General features: G+C 61.8%; 23 protein-coding genes. 12 read left to right on the forward strand and 11 right to left on the reverse strand.

Annotated elements, in window-relative coordinates:
* Position 1 precedes the first annotated feature (1 nt).
* The 4 genes from ACSQ3G_RS03170 to ACSQ3G_RS03185 form a co-directional block, all read right to left on the reverse strand.
* Positions 2-319, reverse strand: coding sequence for a type II toxin-antitoxin system RelE/ParE family toxin (locus ACSQ3G_RS03170; protein ID WP_436109016.1), 318 nt, complete (start codon positions 317-319; stop codon positions 2-4).
* On the reverse strand, positions 316-600 hold the full coding sequence (locus ACSQ3G_RS03175; protein ID WP_436109017.1) for a ribbon-helix-helix domain-containing protein: 285 nt from the start codon (positions 598-600) through the stop codon (positions 316-318). The genes ACSQ3G_RS03170 and ACSQ3G_RS03175 overlap by 4 nt, the downstream gene beginning before the upstream one ends.
* Before the next feature lie 132 nt (positions 601-732).
* Entirely contained in the window at positions 733-1,464 is a 732-nt protein-coding gene (locus tag ACSQ3G_RS03180) for a sulfite exporter TauE/SafE family protein (RefSeq protein ID WP_436111660.1), read from the reverse strand.
* Between the two features lie 238 nt (positions 1,465-1,702).
* Entirely contained in the window at positions 1,703-2,026 is a 324-nt protein-coding gene (locus ACSQ3G_RS03185) for a hypothetical protein (protein WP_436109018.1), read from the reverse strand.
* A 189-nt stretch (positions 2,027-2,215) separates the two neighbouring features.
* Here ACSQ3G_RS03185 and ACSQ3G_RS03190 point away from each other — a divergent pair, with 189 nt between their 5' ends.
* The 3 genes from ACSQ3G_RS03190 (at position 2,216) to ACSQ3G_RS03200 (ending at position 4,203) form a co-directional block, all read left to right on the forward strand.
* Positions 2,216-2,818, forward strand: a complete 603-nt coding sequence (locus tag ACSQ3G_RS03190) for a superoxide dismutase (protein WP_436109019.1) — start codon at positions 2,216-2,218, stop codon at positions 2,816-2,818.
* Between the two features lie 120 nt (positions 2,819-2,938).
* Complete coding sequence (locus tag ACSQ3G_RS03195; RefSeq protein WP_436109020.1) at positions 2,939-3,310, forward strand: nuclear transport factor 2 family protein; 372 nt, start codon at positions 2,939-2,941, stop codon at positions 3,308-3,310.
* 50 nt (positions 3,311-3,360) lie between these two features.
* A complete protein-coding gene (locus tag ACSQ3G_RS03200) occupies positions 3,361-4,203 on the forward strand; it encodes a metallophosphoesterase (RefSeq protein ID WP_436109021.1) in 843 nt (280 codons plus the stop codon).
* A gap of 12 nt (positions 4,204-4,215) precedes the next feature.
* Here the strand turns inward: ACSQ3G_RS03200 and ACSQ3G_RS03205 are convergent, their stop codons facing one another.
* Both ACSQ3G_RS03205 and ACSQ3G_RS03210 read right to left on the reverse strand, forming a co-directional pair.
* Complete coding sequence (locus tag ACSQ3G_RS03205; protein WP_436109022.1) at positions 4,216-4,860, reverse strand: ThuA domain-containing protein; 645 nt, start codon at positions 4,858-4,860, stop codon at positions 4,216-4,218.
* A 103-nt stretch (positions 4,861-4,963) separates the two neighbouring features.
* The gene (locus ACSQ3G_RS03210) at positions 4,964-5,653 is read right to left on the reverse strand and encodes a helix-turn-helix transcriptional regulator (RefSeq protein ID WP_436109023.1); all 690 of its coding nucleotides are present in this window, start codon (positions 5,651-5,653) and stop codon (positions 4,964-4,966) included.
* Between the two features lie 135 nt (positions 5,654-5,788).
* On the opposite strand from ACSQ3G_RS03210, the gene ACSQ3G_RS03215 reads away from it, so the two are divergent.
* The 5 genes from ACSQ3G_RS03215 to ACSQ3G_RS03235 all read left to right on the forward strand — a co-directional run bounded on the left by ACSQ3G_RS03215 (position 5,789) and on the right by ACSQ3G_RS03235 (position 8,664).
* Positions 5,789-6,421, forward strand: coding sequence for a LysE family translocator (locus tag ACSQ3G_RS03215; RefSeq protein WP_436109024.1), 633 nt, complete (start codon positions 5,789-5,791; stop codon positions 6,419-6,421).
* A 177-nt stretch (positions 6,422-6,598) separates the two neighbouring features.
* The gene (locus ACSQ3G_RS03220) at positions 6,599-7,039 is read left to right on the forward strand and encodes a c-type cytochrome (RefSeq protein ID WP_436109025.1); all 441 of its coding nucleotides are present in this window, start codon (positions 6,599-6,601) and stop codon (positions 7,037-7,039) included.
* Positions 7,040-7,124: 85 nt separating this feature from the next.
* Entirely contained in the window at positions 7,125-8,039 is a 915-nt protein-coding gene (locus tag ACSQ3G_RS03225; RefSeq protein WP_436109026.1) for a c-type cytochrome, read from the forward strand.
* Positions 8,040-8,083: 44 nt separating this feature from the next.
* Positions 8,084-8,338 carry a type II toxin-antitoxin system HicA family toxin gene (locus ACSQ3G_RS03230; protein WP_038584771.1) on the forward strand — a complete coding sequence of 85 codons (255 nt, stop codon included), beginning with the start codon at positions 8,084-8,086 and terminating at the stop codon, positions 8,336-8,338.
* Positions 8,335-8,664 (forward strand): type II toxin-antitoxin system HicB family antitoxin, encoded by a 330-nt coding sequence (locus ACSQ3G_RS03235; protein ID WP_436109027.1) that lies wholly within the window; start codon positions 8,335-8,337, stop codon positions 8,662-8,664. The genes ACSQ3G_RS03230 and ACSQ3G_RS03235 overlap by 4 nt, the downstream gene beginning before the upstream one ends.
* A 16-nt stretch (positions 8,665-8,680) precedes the next feature.
* Here the strand turns inward: ACSQ3G_RS03235 and ACSQ3G_RS03240 are convergent, their stop codons facing one another.
* Complete coding sequence (locus tag ACSQ3G_RS03240) at positions 8,681-9,169, reverse strand: GNAT family N-acetyltransferase (protein ID WP_436109028.1); 489 nt, start codon at positions 9,167-9,169, stop codon at positions 8,681-8,683.
* A 362-nt stretch (positions 9,170-9,531) separates the two neighbouring features.
* Here ACSQ3G_RS03240 and ACSQ3G_RS03245 point away from each other — a divergent pair, with 362 nt between their 5' ends.
* Positions 9,532-9,798, forward strand: coding sequence for a type II toxin-antitoxin system ParD family antitoxin (locus ACSQ3G_RS03245; RefSeq protein WP_436109029.1), 267 nt, complete (start codon positions 9,532-9,534; stop codon positions 9,796-9,798).
* 3 nt (positions 9,799-9,801) lie between these two features.
* On the forward strand, positions 9,802-10,113 hold the full coding sequence (locus ACSQ3G_RS03250; RefSeq protein WP_436109030.1) for a type II toxin-antitoxin system RelE/ParE family toxin: 312 nt from the start codon (positions 9,802-9,804) through the stop codon (positions 10,111-10,113).
* A 7-nt stretch (positions 10,114-10,120) separates the two neighbouring features.
* Here ACSQ3G_RS03250 and ACSQ3G_RS03255 read toward each other — a convergent pair whose 3' ends face one another.
* Positions 10,121-10,534: a MerR family transcriptional regulator gene (locus ACSQ3G_RS03255; protein ID WP_105405121.1), complete on the reverse strand. Its 414-nt coding sequence runs from the start codon at positions 10,532-10,534 to the stop codon at positions 10,121-10,123.
* Positions 10,535-10,687: 153 nt separating this feature from the next.
* Positions 10,688-11,239 carry a hypothetical protein gene (locus ACSQ3G_RS03260; protein ID WP_436109031.1) on the reverse strand — a complete coding sequence of 184 codons (552 nt, stop codon included), beginning with the start codon at positions 11,237-11,239 and terminating at the stop codon, positions 10,688-10,690.
* Positions 11,240-11,357: 118 nt separating this feature from the next.
* Between ACSQ3G_RS03260 and dmeR the strand changes: the two genes are divergently transcribed.
* Positions 11,358-11,642, forward strand: coding sequence for a Ni(II)/Co(II)-sensing transcriptional repressor DmeR (dmeR, locus tag ACSQ3G_RS03265; RefSeq protein ID WP_371412011.1), 285 nt, complete (start codon positions 11,358-11,360; stop codon positions 11,640-11,642).
* A 20-nt stretch (positions 11,643-11,662) separates the two neighbouring features.
* Positions 11,663-12,634, forward strand: a complete 972-nt coding sequence (dmeF, locus tag ACSQ3G_RS03270) for a CDF family Co(II)/Ni(II) efflux transporter DmeF (protein ID WP_436109032.1) — start codon at positions 11,663-11,665, stop codon at positions 12,632-12,634.
* Between the two features lie 9 nt (positions 12,635-12,643).
* Here the strand turns inward: dmeF and ACSQ3G_RS03275 are convergent, their stop codons facing one another.
* Together ACSQ3G_RS03275 and ACSQ3G_RS03280 are read right to left on the reverse strand one after the other, a co-directional pair.
* Positions 12,644-12,919, reverse strand: a complete 276-nt coding sequence (locus tag ACSQ3G_RS03275; protein ID WP_046669500.1) for a hypothetical protein — start codon at positions 12,917-12,919, stop codon at positions 12,644-12,646.
* A gap of 296 nt (positions 12,920-13,215) precedes the next feature.
* Complete coding sequence (locus tag ACSQ3G_RS03280; protein ID WP_436109033.1) at positions 13,216-13,731, reverse strand: DUF1697 domain-containing protein; 516 nt, start codon at positions 13,729-13,731, stop codon at positions 13,216-13,218.
* Positions 13,732-13,747 lie beyond the last annotated feature (16 nt).

The following is a 13,747-nucleotide window of genomic DNA, read 5'->3' on the forward strand; positions in this document are numbered from 1 at the left end:
GTTAGAATTCGTCGTCCTCGATGTCGTTCGCGCCGGTGAGGCTTTTGCCCCGATGTAGAATGCGCATGATCGTCACGAGGTCGGCATCGATGCGAAAGACGATGCTGGCCTTCCGTTTGAAGCCGACGACGCGGATGCCGGGGCCGAATTCGTCATGCTTCGTGCCGCGGGCGGGAAAGGTTTCGAAGGCCGCGCAGTGACCGAGGAGTTCGTTGACATATCGCCGGGCAATGGCGCGGCCGGCTTTCGGAGCAATATAGTCATAGAGTTCGGCAAGGTCGGCATCCGCTGCCGGATCGAAAACGACCCGGTATCTCATTCGGGGAGGCGGGTGTCTTTGTCGCGCGCATCCATATGCGCATTGATGCGCCGACGGACTTCGCTGATCGGAATTGCCTTGGAAGGATCATGCGCCGTGACGGTCGGCATGACTTCATCCCGCAGCCAACTCTCTATTCCGGCATCATGATCCGCCAGATACCGCAGTCCTTCGGCGACCACCTCGCTCTCGTCGGCAAATTCGCCGGACGCGACCTTCTTTTCGACGAGTTCGGCCATGTCTTCCGGGATGGAAACGGTGATGGATCGGTTCGGGCGCATCGGTTGGTTCCTGTTCGCAGGTAAGCTTATCAGATCGCAGGGCGGGGCGCCATTTCAGTGACAGACTTCGCCAGACCATTCCCGGCACAGTGCTGCACGAAACTCAGTGCCGAGTGATCCAGCTATTTCTCCTCACACAAGCCGGACCGCAGCCGTGCCGATGATGATCATCGAAACGGCGATCATCAGGGGTTTGACCGGCAGGTAACGGACAATGAAGGCGCCGATCGGCGCCGCCAGGATGCCGCCGAGGATGAGGCCGAGGGCGGAGGAGAGTTCCGACCAGCCGAGCGACACGATGAAAGTCGCGGAAATCACCGTGGTGACGGAAAATTCGGTCAGGTTGGTGGAACCGATCACCTTTTTTGGATCGTGGCCGCGACCGAGCAGCGAACTCGTCACGATCGGCCCCCATCCGCCGCCGCCCATCGCATCGAGCAGCCCGCCCCCGCCGCCCACGAAGGGCACGATCCAGTCGCGCACGTCGCGCGGCCATTTCGGTTGAAAGGCCTTGTAGAGGATGAACAGGCCGACGGCGATCAGGTAGGCCGAGACGAAGGGCTCGATCGCCTTGCCGTCGATATTCGACAGGACATAGGCGCCGATCGCCCCGCCGACCATGCCTGCCGGCGCCAGCCGGACCACCAGCCGCCAGTCGACATTGCGGTTATAGAGATGCGACAGTCCCGAGGCGGCGGTGGTGAAACACTCGGTCACGTGGGTCATGGCGCTTGCAGCCGCGGGCGCGACGCCGATGGCAAGCAGGCTGGTCGTAGTCAGCACCCCGAAAGCCATGCCGAGCGCCCCGTCGACGATCTGTGCGAAAAAGCCGATGGCGACGAAGATCAGGAAATCGGACGTCAGGAAGTCGAACGACATGCAGCCTCCTCTTTGCCAAGGGCGTTCGCTTTCAATTCGCAGGCGCGAAGAAAGGTTCCCGTTTTACCGCCGGGCAAATCAGAGGATTTTCCCTCGGCCATTCGAAAAAAACGGAATGACCTCCGACGGTTGGATGCAGGGTTGCATCGACCCGACAAGGGATCGCATCCTCTTTGGACCTGCACCTGATGCCGGCGGAGAGCCGGACGGGCACGGCCGCGAACTACTTCCCCGCCTTCACCGCCAGCTTGTCGGCGGAGATTTCGCCGCCGATCTCGGCCTTGCGGGTTTTCTTGTCGAAGGCGCAGAGGGCGCTGATCGTCACCTTGGCACCGACCGCCTTGCCGGAGACGACGGCCAGCCCGTAGCTCTGGCTGCCGAAGGGATCGACGAGAGCCTTGCCGTTCTCGATCAGCCCCCTGGCGGCGGACACGCAGGCCTTGGCGACCTCGGCCTGGAAACCGGACCATGCGTCGTCCGAGGAGGCATGCGCGGCAGGGACGCTGGATGCGAGGAGGGCGGCGGCAAGAGCAAAAGTGGTCTTCATCGAACAGGCTCCGAATCGTGATCTGGCCCGTTTCTTGTATCTCGAAATTTCCGCAACTTCTTCACCCGATCGGCTTGATTTTTGGCAAGTTCACCGTTGCCTCTTGGCCCCTCCGCTCCTATGTTCCCGCACGACGCTATGCCCAGGTATCTGCCGAACCCAGGTAGCTGCCGAACAAGGAGTAGACCAATGGCCTTCGAACTTCCCGAACTCCCCTACGACTACGAAGCTCTTTCGCCCTTCATGTCGAAAGAGACGCTCGAATTCCACCACGACAAGCACCACAAGGCTTATGTCGACAACGGCAACAAGCTTGCTGCCGAAGCCGGCTTGGCCGATCTGTCGCTCGAGGAAGTCGTCAAGAAGTCCTTCGGCACCAACCAGGGCCTCTTCAACAATGCTGCCCAGCACTACAACCACGTCCATTTCTGGAAGTGGATGAAGAAGGGCGGCGGCGGCACCAAGCTGCCGGGCAAGCTCGAAGCGGCAGTCGCCTCCGATCTCGGCGGGTACGACAAGTTCAAGGCCGACCTGATCGCTGCCGGCACGACCCAGTTCGGCTCCGGCTGGGCCTGGGTTTCGGTGAAGGACGGCAAGCTCGTCATCTCCAAGACCCCGAACGGCGAGAACCCGCTGGTTCACGGTGCCGAGCCGATCCTCGGCGTCGACGTCTGGGAACATTCCTATTACATCGACTACCGCAACGCTCGCCCGAAATACCTCGAAGCCTTCGTCGACAGCCTGATCAACTGGGACTACGTCCTCGAGCGCTACGAAGCCGCCACGAAGTAATCCGGCCAACCGCCGTCATCCTCGGGTTTAACCCGAGGATCACACCCGGTGTCGCAAGGCGCCGGGTGTTTTTGTTTTTGAACTCGGCCGTCGGGGCGGAAAGCAGCAGGGAAGCAGGTTATGGACGAGCAATCGATAGAGATGATCTTGGCAGAGCTCGCCGCCCGCGAGCCGATCTTCCATCGCCGCGAATTAGGCACCAGCCGTGAGGCGCTGGAAGCCATGACCGAAGAGACGTTCTGGGAGATCGGCGCGAGCGGCAGGGTCTACGGCCGGGATTTCGTCATCGCCACTCTTCTTGAGCGATACCGCACACAGGAACAGCATAACTGGCCCTGCCGGGATTTCACCATCAGCCGCCTCGCCGACGACCTCTACCATCTGTCGTATATCCTGGAAGAGCCGGACCGCCTCAGCCGGCGGTCCACGTTCTGGAGGAGCACTGCGACCGGCTGGAAGATCGTCTTTCATCAGGGCACGGTGATCGCTTGAAGGATGCCAATCGTCACACGCCTGTCACAACCACCGACTAACTCCGCGAAATGCCCCACGAAAAACCTCTCCTCCGCTTCGGTGTGATCGCCGATCCGCAATATGCCGACCTGCCGCCATGGCTGGAGATGGAGCGTTATTACGCGAGCAGCCTCGACAAGCTGCGCCAGGCGATCGGCGTGTTGAACGGCGAGGATCTCTCCTTCGTGGTGACGCTCGGCGATCTCATCGACCGGGGCTGGGAGAGCTACGATCCGGTGCTTGCCGCCTATCAGGGCCTGCGCCATGAAAGCTTTCTGATGCCGGGCAACCACGATTTTTTCGTTGCGCCGGCGAAACTTGGCGATGTCCACAAACGGCTCGGCATGCCCGCCGCCTGGCACGATTTTGCCCGCGGTGGCTTTCGCTTCGTGGTGATCGACGGCAACGAGATCAGCCTGTTTTCAACCCCGGAAGGCCATCTGCGCCACGCTTTGGCGCAGCGGCGGCTGGAAACACTGCTTACCGAAGGCGCGATCAACGCCAAGGAATGGAACGGCGGCATCGGCGACGGGCAGTTCGCCTGGCTGGAGGCGGTGCTTGCGTGGGCAAGTGCTGCGGACGAGAAGGTCGTGGTGATGGGCCACTATCCGCTTTACCCCGAAAACGAGCACAATCTCTGGAGTGCCGAGCGGCTGACCGATCTCTTCGCTCGCTCCGGCAATGTCATCGCCTATCTGAACGGCCATAACCACGTCGGCAATCTCGGCCGCGCCGGAAACACCTGGTATGTGAACTTCAAAGGCATGGTTGATACCAAGGCGGAAAACACCTTCGCCGTCGTCGAGATCTTCGCCGACCGCATCGAGATCATCGGCCATGGCCGCGAGGAAAGCCGCACTCTCGCTCTTTAAGGCCGGAGAGGCTCAGCCGCGCGCGGCCCAGGAAAGCCCGCGCCGCAGGATGCTGCGCATATGCGGATGCTCGAATTCGGCCGCCACATGGCCGAGCGCCGAATAGAAGATCCGTCCCTTGCCAAAATGGCGCTTGAAGACGACGGGCATCGTCACATTGCGCACCGCCTCGTCATATTCGCCTGAAAAGGTCGTCGTCGCGAGGATTTCGACCGACGGATCGTAATGCAGGTAATACTGCTCCGAGCGGTAGTCGAAATCCGCAATGCCCTGCATCACCGGGTCGTTGGGGCGAGTGACGTTGACGCGGTAGTCGATGATGTTGCCGGGATGCGCCACCCAGGTGACCCCGGCAAGATAACGGAAGGCCGCACTCTCCTTGAAGGAGGTCGCAAGCGCCCCGTGGTGGCCGCTAAGCCCGAGCCCGCCACGCACCGCCTCGACAAGCGCATGGGCATCCACCCTTTCCAGCTTTTCGCCGGTAATGATCGGCACCAGCAGGTCGGCAGCGGCGATGGTCTGGGAGCCGAAGATGCCGAGATCCCCGGTGATCTCGACCGCAAAACCGTCCTCCCGAAGGATACTGCCGACAATGCCGGCGCATTCCTCCGGCTCATGGATCTTCAATCCGCCCCAGACGATAATGGCCCTACGCATTCGATGTCTCCCATGCCCTGCTGTTTCCTGACGAAGCGGGGGCACCATAGGGACAAAGCCGCCAACTGTCAGGGGAGGGCGAAGGTCACGGGATACCGGTCGTTCACATCGGCGGACTGGTCCAACCCTGAACCCAGAGCGACCGCAGGTTTTCGCCTTCGCCGCGGAAGAAGCCGTCGGCGAGTTCGCAATGCTCCACCCGGTCGGCGCGGAAATTGCGGATTGCCTGCCGGAGTTCGCACCAGGCGACGATATTGGCCGTCTGCGAGTAGTAGATCAGCGCCACCGGCCGGATCGTCCGTTCCGTGGCCCGGGCATATTCGTCGCGGTAGTCGAGTGCCAGCTTCTGTTCGTCGCGGATCGCCCGGCGCACCATCGCAAGGTCGAGCGCGTCCGGCACCGGCGCGATCGAGCCCCAGGCATGCAGCGCATTGGCGGAAAACGTGCCGGCAAGCGGCGCCGGCACCACGGCGGCGATCTTGCGGTTGACCTGCTTAGCCGCCTGCCGCAGCTCCGTGTCCCCGGTCCGTTCCAGCAGTGCCAGGGCGAGCACGATCGCCTCCGTCTCCTCGATCGACAGCATCAGCGGCGGCAGTGTGAAGCCGGGGCGCAGGATATAGCCGATGCCGCGCCCGCCCTCGATCGGCACCCGCATCGCCTGCAGCGCCGCGATATCCCGGTAGATCGAGCGCACCGTCACTTCCAGCTGCAAGGCGATTTCCGCCGCCGTCACCGGCTTTCTGGCAAGCCGGAGGATCTGGATGATCTCGAACAGGCGCGAGGCCTTGCGCATGCCGGTTTTCCTTGTGGCCGGATGATCGCTACTGACAATACGCTGTCAGTTGGGCTGCCGTATAGGACCGCATATCCGGTTGAAAAACAAGGCTTCGGCATTCGAAGCCGACATTGCGAGGCTCAAGAAACTGACATGACCTACACCGAAAACCTCTGGCTCTTTTTCACCCTCCTGTTCGGCATCATCGTCGTGCCGGGCATGGACATGATCTTCGTGCTCGCCAACTCGCTGACCCGCGGCCGCACGGCGGGGCTTGCCGCCACCGCCGGCATCATCGCCGGCGGGCTGGTGCACTCGCTTTACGGCGCGGTCGGCGTCGGCCTGCTCGCAAGCCTGATGCCGGTCCTGTTCAAGCCGCTGCTGATCGCCGGCGCGCTCTACATGGCCTGGATCGGCGTCAGCCTGATCCGCAGTTCGATCACCGTTGATCATGTCGGCCCGGCGGACACGCGGTCGAACTGGGAAGCGTTCCGGCGCGGCGCGGTCACCTGCCTGATCAATCCCAAGGCCTATCTGTTCATGCTCGCCGTCTATCCGCAGTTCCTGCGGCCGGATTTCGGGCCGCTCGCCCCGCAGGCGACAATCATGGCGGCGATGACGGCTGCGACCCAGCTCGCGATCTATGGCGGCCTCGCCGTCGCCGCCGGCCACGCGCGACAGTTCCTGGTCGGCAATGGCAGCGCGACGATCTGGGTCGGGCGGATCGCCGGCCTCCTATTGCTTGCCGTTTCCATGCTGACGCTCTGGGAAGGGGTGATGGCCTGAAGGACGGCTTAGCAGTCTCGGCGAGACATATCTCCTTCACATTCCGTGCCTGCCCGGCAACAGGCGGAACGCTCGCGGCCTCATGACAGAAAAGTTACTTTTTTCAAACGCATAAGCCGGCAATCATGAGGTTGCTAAAATGCGCCGGCATGACCGGCTCGATGAGGAGAGGAATGGATGAAGTTTAAATTGATTGCCGCCGCCGCGGCCGTACTCTGTCTTGGCTTTACGGCAGTGACCGCGCAGGAAACGCCGATTGCCAAGCGCCAGGCACTGATGAAGGGTATCGGCGGCGCAGCCGGCGCGCTCGGCGGGATCGCCAAGGGCGAAAAGCCGTATGACCAGGCTGCCGTGCGCACGGCGCTGACCACGATCAGCACCAATATCAAGGCCTTCCCGGATCAGTTCCCGGCGGGCTCCGAGACCGGCGACAAGACCAAGGCGGCACCGGCCATCTGGGAAAAGAACGCCGAATTCCGAGGGAACGCCCAGAAGCTCGGCTCCGATGCGGAGGCTGTTCTGGCTTCCATGCCGGCAGACCAGGCCGCTGTCGGCAAGGCGCTGCAGACGCTCGGTGGCAACTGCAGCACCTGCCACCAGAATTTTCGCCTGAAGTGATCGCGGCCCTGTCTTAGCATATGGGACGGCCGCAGCTTTCTGCGGCCGTCCTTGCATTGCAGAGTGACGCCGGAGGAGGAAGGCGATGGCATCGATATGGTCCAAAATCCTGGCGGCGGGCGTCGTGGTGATCGCGGCGGGTGCCGCCTCGGCCTGGGCGCTGACCAAACCTGATCCCTATCCGGATTCCCATTGGGCGGGCCTCGGCGCGCCGGATCTTGCCAAGGGCGAGCAGCTCTTCTGGGCCGGCGGCTGTTCGAGCTGTCATGCCGCGACCGGCGCCACCGGCGACGCGCTGAAGGTTCTGTCCGGCGGCAGGCCGCTGCCGAGCCCGTTCGGCACGTTCCATATTCCCAATATCTCGCCCGATCCGAATGCCGGCATCGGCAACTGGACCTTGGCGCAGTTCGGCAATGCCACGACCCGCGGCGTCGGGCCGGACGGCGAACACCTCTTTCCGTCCTTCCCCTACGGCTCCTATTCGAGGCTCTCGGCCAGGGACATCAACGATCTCTTCGGATACCTGAAGACCCTGCCGGCGAGCACCAACGTCGCGCCGCCGCACGAACTGCCGTTCCCCTTTAATATCCGGCTGGCGGTCGGCGGATGGAAATTCCTGTATTTCAACGACCAGCCGCGCGTGCAGCTTGCCTCTGCCGACGACAAGGTCAAGCGCGGCCAGTTCCTGGTCGAAGGTCCCGGCCATTGCGGCGAATGTCATACGCCGCGCGACGCGACGGGCGGTTTTCTCCCCGACCGCTGGCTCGCCGGCGGCCCGAACCCGGAAGGCAAGGGAACCATCCCGAACATCACGCCGGGCTCGAAGGATATCGCCTCATGGAGCGAGAGCGACATCGCCGGATACCTCGAAACCGGTTTCACCCCGGATTTCGACACCGTCGGCGGCTCCATGGTCGAAGTGCAGCAGAACCTCGCGCATCTGCCGAAAGGCGATCTTGAGGCAATCGCCGCCTATCTGAAGGCGGTGCCGGCGCGGTAGGTGGATTGCTTGCAAAATCTGCTAGCATGGATTAAAGTGCTAGCATGAACAGCAAGCAGCGCAAGACGCTTGGCGCCATATTTCGGGATCCGGTGTCGCCGTCCATCGATTGGAGCGACGTCGAAAATCTTTTGATCGCCATTGGATGCCGTCTGCTGGAGGGCAATGGCTCGCGAGTTCGTTTTGAAAAAGACGGACTGGTCGCGTTCTTCCATCGACCCCACCCGGATAAGGAAGCGAAGCGATATCAGATCAAGGATGCGCGGCTTTTTCTGTCTCAGTTAGGAATAGAGCCATGAATGTCTTGGAATATAAGGGATACTCGGCCCGTATCGAATTCGATGCCGAAGATGAGATTTTTGTCGGGCACATCGCCGGCATTGCCGATGTCATCGGCTTTCACGCCGATTCCGTCGCCGATCTCAAGACCGCCTTCCACGAGGCGGTCGACGATTATCTGGAAACCTGTGAGCGGCTCGGAAGATCGCCGCACAAGCCCTATTCCGGCCGGGTGATGTTTCGCATCGACCCCGACGTGCATGCCCGAGCCGCAAAGGCAGCCGAGCTTGCTGGAAAGAGCCTCAACGAATGGGCAGGCGAAATCCTGGCCAAGGCCGCCGGATAGGCCTCGGCCGCGGATATCACGCCAGCGCCTGCGTATAGCGCATGCCGGTGACCGGGCGCGGCTTGAAATCCATGTGTTCGTAGAAGCGGTGGGCGGCGAAATTGCCGGTGGCGGCGCTGACCGAAAGATAGTCGCAGCCGGCATTCTTGGCGATCTCGCGGGCACGCGTGACCAGGTGCTGGCCGATGCCATGGCCGCGATGGCCGTCGCGCACGAAGAGATGGTGCAGGTCCATGCCGCGGGTGCCTTCCTGCGCCCGGTAGAGCGGCACGAGGATGGCGTAGCCGATCAGGTCCGAGCCGGTATCGGCGACAAGCGCGCTGATCCATGGCATCGCGCCGAACAGGTCGCGCTCGAGCTTTTCAGGGGTGATGCCGGCGGGATCGTTGTGATGCGCGGCGAGCAGCGCGATCATCTCGTTGAGTTCCGGCAGGTCGCGCGATTTCGCGTTGCGGATCGTCACGACCGACGGGCGAGGCAGGGTAATATCGGTATCCTCAGTCATTTCCGGCATCCTTTTTCGGTCTTCTCGCCGTCAGGTGCCGTTTGAAACAACAAAGCCGCCTGACGGCGGCTTGTTGACATGGTGATCTGTCGAGCCGCCCTTTAAAGGAAGGCCCAAAAATACGAGCAGGCGATGGTTGTGCGCGCGTTGATCATGGCGCCTAGATGCTCCCGATCTCAAATCTTGTCAAGCACCATCCTCGAAACGGCTGGCCGCCGCCATGATCGCCTCCGCCATGCCCCGGTCACTGGTTGAATCCAGGTTATTAGACTGGCAGGGCATGGCCCATACTGGCAACAGCTAGGTATCATATAATAACAATAGATGTTACATTCTCGCTGTCCGTAGGAGGGTAAAACATCATGGCCAGCATAGCACTGAACGAGCATTATGAGCGCTTTATCAAGAAGCAGCTGGAGTCGGGACGTTATAACAACGCGAGCGAAGTCGTGCGCGCCGGTCTGCGCATGCTCGAGGATTTCGAAGAGGCTCGGGATAAGTGGCTTCGCGACGAAATTCCCTCGCGTTTCGAGGAGTTGCAGGCCGATGCTTCGAAAGGCGTGCCGCTTGATACCGCTTTCGCTCGGCTTGAAGCCAAGCATCATGCTCGCGTGGCGAAAGCCAAATAGGCGATGCGGCGCACGATCATCATTCACGAAAAGGCTGAGGAAGAACTCGACGCGCTGTATGACTACATCGCCGATCGGGCAGGTCCGCCCGTCGCCTGGAATTACGTTGTCGGCATCCGTAAATTCGTTGAGGACATGGCCGAATTTCCCGAGCGGGGAACTGCCCGCGAAGGACCTGTTCCGGGGCTGCGGATCATAGGTTATCGTCGCAGCCTCAGCATCGCCTTCGTCGTTCAGCAGGAACAGGTCGTCATTTTAGGCTTCTTCTACAACGGCCGCTTGGCAACCACCGAGATTCTCGAAGAACGCCTCTGACCCGCTCTCAATGCTCCCCCTCGCACAGCCCGTGGTCCGATAGCGCCCGGATCACATAACAATCCTCGATCGAATGGCCGTCGCAGTGTGAGATGATCCGTTCGAGTTCGTGTTCCAGCTTCTTCAGCTTTTCGATCTTTTCGCGAACGGCGATCAGATGATCGGCGGCGATCCTGTCGGCGTTGACGCAAGGGAGGTCGGGGTGCTGGCTGAGCGCGATCAGTTCGCGGATCGCCGGAATATCGAGGCCGAGGTCGCGGGCATGGCGGATGAAGGCGAGCCGCTCGAGGTCGTGCCGCTCATATCGCCGCTGGTTGCCTTCCGAACGTTCGGCCGCTTCGATAAGGCCCATCTGCTCGTAATAACGGATGGTCGGCACCTTGACGCCGGTGCGTTTCGAAAGATCGCCGATCGACAGCATGGCTGAAAATTCCCTCTTGAAGCTCTAGTCACTGGAGGAATTATCTAGTCAGTCACCGGCATGAAGGCAAGCGGGGGCATGGCGCCGATCGCCCAACGTAAAACGGCTACAGCCCTGACTGACAAGGCCGCAGCCGCCGAAAGCTTTATAACCTTACAGGGAGAACCGCGGATCGTCCTTGGTACCGTTCTGCAACTGCTGCTTCTGCGCATTGCCCTGTGCCAGTGCAGCAGGGTCGCCGCCCATGTCCATCGCGGTTTCCTGCTTCTGACCGTTGACGCCCATGGCCTCGAGGATCGCCTTGCGGATATCCGCCTCGATCGCCTCGCGGTCTTCCGCCGACATGGTCTTGAGATCGTCTTCGGTAAGATCCTTGTCCTTGAGATACTGTTCGCGAATGCGCTCGGCCAGGGTCTTCTTGGCCAGATCCATGAACTCGTCCTCGTATTTCGTCGAAGGCGCCTCGCCAAGCCAGGTGTCGCCGGCGTCCTGATCGACCTCGGCGCCCTGGCTTTCCATCGTCCAGAGGCTATCTGCCAGCTTTGCGCCGAACACCGTATCGCTGCCGGTTATGCCGCCCGAGACCGACTGCCGCGGCGCCGCGTAGTCGTTGGCGTTTCCCGAAGCATTCTTGTCGCCGCCGTTCTTGCCAAGGATACCGTAAAGAGATGCGTAATAAGGATTGGTGCTTCCAATTGTCGTCATCGCGACTCTCCCCCGTGTGAGACCACTAGCGGCTTAGGTCCCGAAACCTGCACGGAGCTTTCGGATTTTGACTTGTGCCGGCAGCGCATCGGGATATAGGGTACCCCCCTATATTAACATGGAGACGCTCGTGGCGCATACCATTCGGGAACAGGCAAAGCTTCTGGCGCGGGTGCGCCGGCTGAAGGGGCAGATGGAGGCGGTCGAGCGGGCGCTGGAAGCCGAGGCGCCCTGCGGCGAGGTGCTGCAATTGCTCGCATCGATCCGTGGCGCGCTTTCCGGGCTCACCGGTGAGGTCATGGAGGATCATCTGCGCGAGCATGTCCTGCATGCCGATGACGAGAAACAGAGGGCGCAGGCGGTCGACGAACTCGCCGACGCGCTCCGCACCTATATCCGCTGATTGCGACGAAGGAGAAGACCATGCCCGATTCCATCGAGGAGCTGAAGCATGAGCACGTGTTTCTGGGCGCCGACCATGAGCGCAACGAGCGCAAGGTCTGGCTGGTGATCGCGCTGACGGCGACGATGATGGTGGCGGAAATCGTTGCCGGCTCGATCTTCGGCTCGATGGCGCTGACCGCCGACGGCTGGCACATGTCCACCCATGCCGGCGCCATGCTGATTGCGGCGCTCGCCTATCTCTATGCCCGCCGCCAGGCCCGCAATCCGCGCTACACGTTCGGCACCGGCAAGCTTGGCGATCTCGCCGGCTTCGCAAGCGCCATCGTGCTCGCCCTGATCGCGCTGCTGATCGCCTGGGAGAGTTTTGTCCGCCTCGCCAATCCGGTGGCGATCGATTTCGATCAGGCGATCCTCGTCGCCGTGGTCGGGCTCGCGGTCAACCTGCTCAGCGCCTGGCTGCTGCGGGAGGATCATGGCCGGTCTCATCACGGCGGCCATGCCCATGACGGCGGCCATCATGGACATCACGGTCACCATGGCGCCCATGCGCACGGGGCTGCCAAGGACCACAATCTGCGCGCCGCCTATCTGCATGTCCTCGCCGACGCGCTGACCTCGGTTCTGGCGATCGTCGCGCTCATTCTCGGCCGGTCCTATGGCTGGGCCTGGCTGGATCCGGTCATGGGCGTGGTCGGCGGTCTGGTGATCGCGCGCTGGTCCTGGGGGCTGATCCGCGTGACGGCGACGATATTGCTGGATGCGCAACCGGATGACGCGGAACTGGCCGGCAGGATTCGCCGGAGCGTCGAGACGGAGGAGGACAGGATTTCGGACCTGCATGTCTGGCAGCTTGGTCCGGGGCACCATGCGGCGATCGTCGCGCTGGTCACGCCGAAACCCCAGGCGCCGTCCTTCTACAAGGATAAGCTCCGGGGCATTCGGGATCTGTCGCATGTCACGGTGGAAGTCACGCCCGCCAGAACGGCGTAGCGGGATGTCTTAGAATTCCGCGAATTCCTGATAGCGATCTTCGACCCAGTCCTGGGGCGCTGATCGGCCCTGCGTGTCGACGTTTGCTGAGCCCGCGTCGTCGATTTCCATGACCCAGAGCGCATTGGCAAGCGAAGACGACAGCAGCGTGGCGCTTCCCGTCAAGGCATTGGGAGACCGCTGGAATGCCGCAGCTTCACGCTGAGGCGCTTCCTCGACTTTCCGGTCCATCTCTTGTGCCCGGTTGGGATAATAATAGCCGTTGAGGCCGCTATCGATCTTCATGGCGCAACGCCCGTGTTCAGAATGGTTAACAAATAGTTAACGCACGAAGCTTGCGCGAGGCTTGCGTCCGAGGTTGCCGATTGACGGCAGGGGCTTGACAAAAAAATGACAATGAACGGCTGTTCGGCGCGTTCCGCATCCGTTCCAGTCGCTGATAAACCTGTCGGATATCGCCCTGGGGCTCCCTAGCCGCTCAAGGGAAAGTCGCTCTGGCGGGCGAAGTCTGAGCCACGCCCGGGACCTCAAGGACGACAGCATGGCGGACGATCGGAATGACGATGCCCGCCATCGGCCGGTCAGCCTTCCATTGCGCGGGCCATTTCGGCGAGCTTGCGGACCGTGTTGAGATTGCGCGACGTGCCCGGTTTCAGGGCCGGAAGCTTCAGCTTCGATTTGCCCGAGCCGACCGGATAGTGGACATAGATCTCGCGCCCGGCGACGACCGCCTCCTCGCCATCCGGCGCGACCATCTTGTCGAGTGCATCGTTCGGGGCCTTTTCGGGCAGGAAATGCACGAGCAGAAAATTCGGCTGGGCATGGGGGAAGGGCGCGTTTTCGGCAATCGCCTCCATCTCCCGCGTCGAGCGCACCATCACGCCCGGCTTTTTGCCCAGTTTCCCGCCCAGCGCTTCATCAAGCTTCTCGGCGACCTTGGCCTCCGTCTCGTCGGACCGGAACAGCACATTGCCGCTCTGGATATAGGTTTTCACGTCCGTGAAGCCGAGGGTTTCGCAGATCGCCTTGAGTTCGGTCATTGGGAGTGCCGTGCCGGCGACGTTCACCGCGCGGAGCAGGGCAATGTAGACGGTCATTTCTTCTCCTCCCAAA

It is taken from the genome of Neorhizobium tomejilense (assembly GCF_964254135.1).
Classification (GTDB): Bacteria; Pseudomonadota; Alphaproteobacteria; order Rhizobiales; family Rhizobiaceae; genus Neorhizobium; species Neorhizobium tomejilense.

Bases quoted from the DNA above. Each gene is read 5' to 3' on its own strand.
- ACSQ3G_RS03275 (WP_046669500.1), bottom strand. From the start codon at position 12,919: ATGAAGATCGATAGCGGCCTCAACGGCTATTATTATCCCAACCGGGCA.
- ACSQ3G_RS03240 (WP_436109028.1), bottom strand. From the start codon at position 9,169: ATGACTGAGGATACCGATATTACCCTGCCTCGCCCGTCGGTCGTGACG.
- ACSQ3G_RS03170 (WP_436109016.1), bottom strand. From the start codon at position 319: ATGAGATACCGGGTCGTTTTCGATCCGGCAGCGGATGCCGACCTTGCC.
- ACSQ3G_RS03210 (WP_436109023.1), bottom strand. From the start codon at position 5,653: ATGCGCAAGGCCTCGCGCCTGTTCGAGATCATCCAGATCCTCCGGCTT.
- ACSQ3G_RS03230 (WP_038584771.1), top strand. From the start codon at position 8,084: ATGAACAGCAAGCAGCGCAAGACGCTTGGCGCCATATTTCGGGATCCG.
- ACSQ3G_RS03190 (WP_436109019.1), top strand. From the start codon at position 2,216: ATGGCCTTCGAACTTCCCGAACTCCCCTACGACTACGAAGCTCTTTCG.
- ACSQ3G_RS03195 (WP_436109020.1), top strand. From the start codon at position 2,939: ATGGACGAGCAATCGATAGAGATGATCTTGGCAGAGCTCGCCGCCCGC.
- ACSQ3G_RS03250 (WP_436109030.1), top strand. From the start codon at position 9,802: ATGCGGCGCACGATCATCATTCACGAAAAGGCTGAGGAAGAACTCGAC.
- ACSQ3G_RS03260 (WP_436109031.1), bottom strand. From the start codon at position 11,239: ATGACGACAATTGGAAGCACCAATCCTTATTACGCATCTCTTTACGGT.
- ACSQ3G_RS03245 (WP_436109029.1), top strand. From the start codon at position 9,532: ATGGCCAGCATAGCACTGAACGAGCATTATGAGCGCTTTATCAAGAAG.
- ACSQ3G_RS03175 (WP_436109017.1), bottom strand. From the start codon at position 600: ATGCGCCCGAACCGATCCATCACCGTTTCCATCCCGGAAGACATGGCC.
- dmeR (WP_371412011.1), top strand. From the start codon at position 11,358: ATGGAGACGCTCGTGGCGCATACCATTCGGGAACAGGCAAAGCTTCTG.
- ACSQ3G_RS03220 (WP_436109025.1), top strand. From the start codon at position 6,599: ATGAAGTTTAAATTGATTGCCGCCGCCGCGGCCGTACTCTGTCTTGGC.
- ACSQ3G_RS03235 (WP_436109027.1), top strand. From the start codon at position 8,335: ATGAATGTCTTGGAATATAAGGGATACTCGGCCCGTATCGAATTCGAT.
- ACSQ3G_RS03280 (WP_436109033.1), bottom strand. From the start codon at position 13,731: ATGACCGTCTACATTGCCCTGCTCCGCGCGGTGAACGTCGCCGGCACG.
- ACSQ3G_RS03205 (WP_436109022.1), bottom strand. From the start codon at position 4,860: ATGCGTAGGGCCATTATCGTCTGGGGCGGATTGAAGATCCATGAGCCG.
- ACSQ3G_RS03200 (WP_436109021.1), top strand. From the start codon at position 3,361: ATGCCCCACGAAAAACCTCTCCTCCGCTTCGGTGTGATCGCCGATCCG.
- dmeF (WP_436109032.1), top strand. From the start codon at position 11,663: ATGCCCGATTCCATCGAGGAGCTGAAGCATGAGCACGTGTTTCTGGGC.
- ACSQ3G_RS03255 (WP_105405121.1), bottom strand. From the start codon at position 10,534: ATGCTGTCGATCGGCGATCTTTCGAAACGCACCGGCGTCAAGGTGCCG.
- ACSQ3G_RS03225 (WP_436109026.1), top strand. From the start codon at position 7,125: ATGGCATCGATATGGTCCAAAATCCTGGCGGCGGGCGTCGTGGTGATC.
- ACSQ3G_RS03215 (WP_436109024.1), top strand. From the start codon at position 5,789: ATGACCTACACCGAAAACCTCTGGCTCTTTTTCACCCTCCTGTTCGGC.
- ACSQ3G_RS03185 (WP_436109018.1), bottom strand. From the start codon at position 2,026: ATGAAGACCACTTTTGCTCTTGCCGCCGCCCTCCTCGCATCCAGCGTC.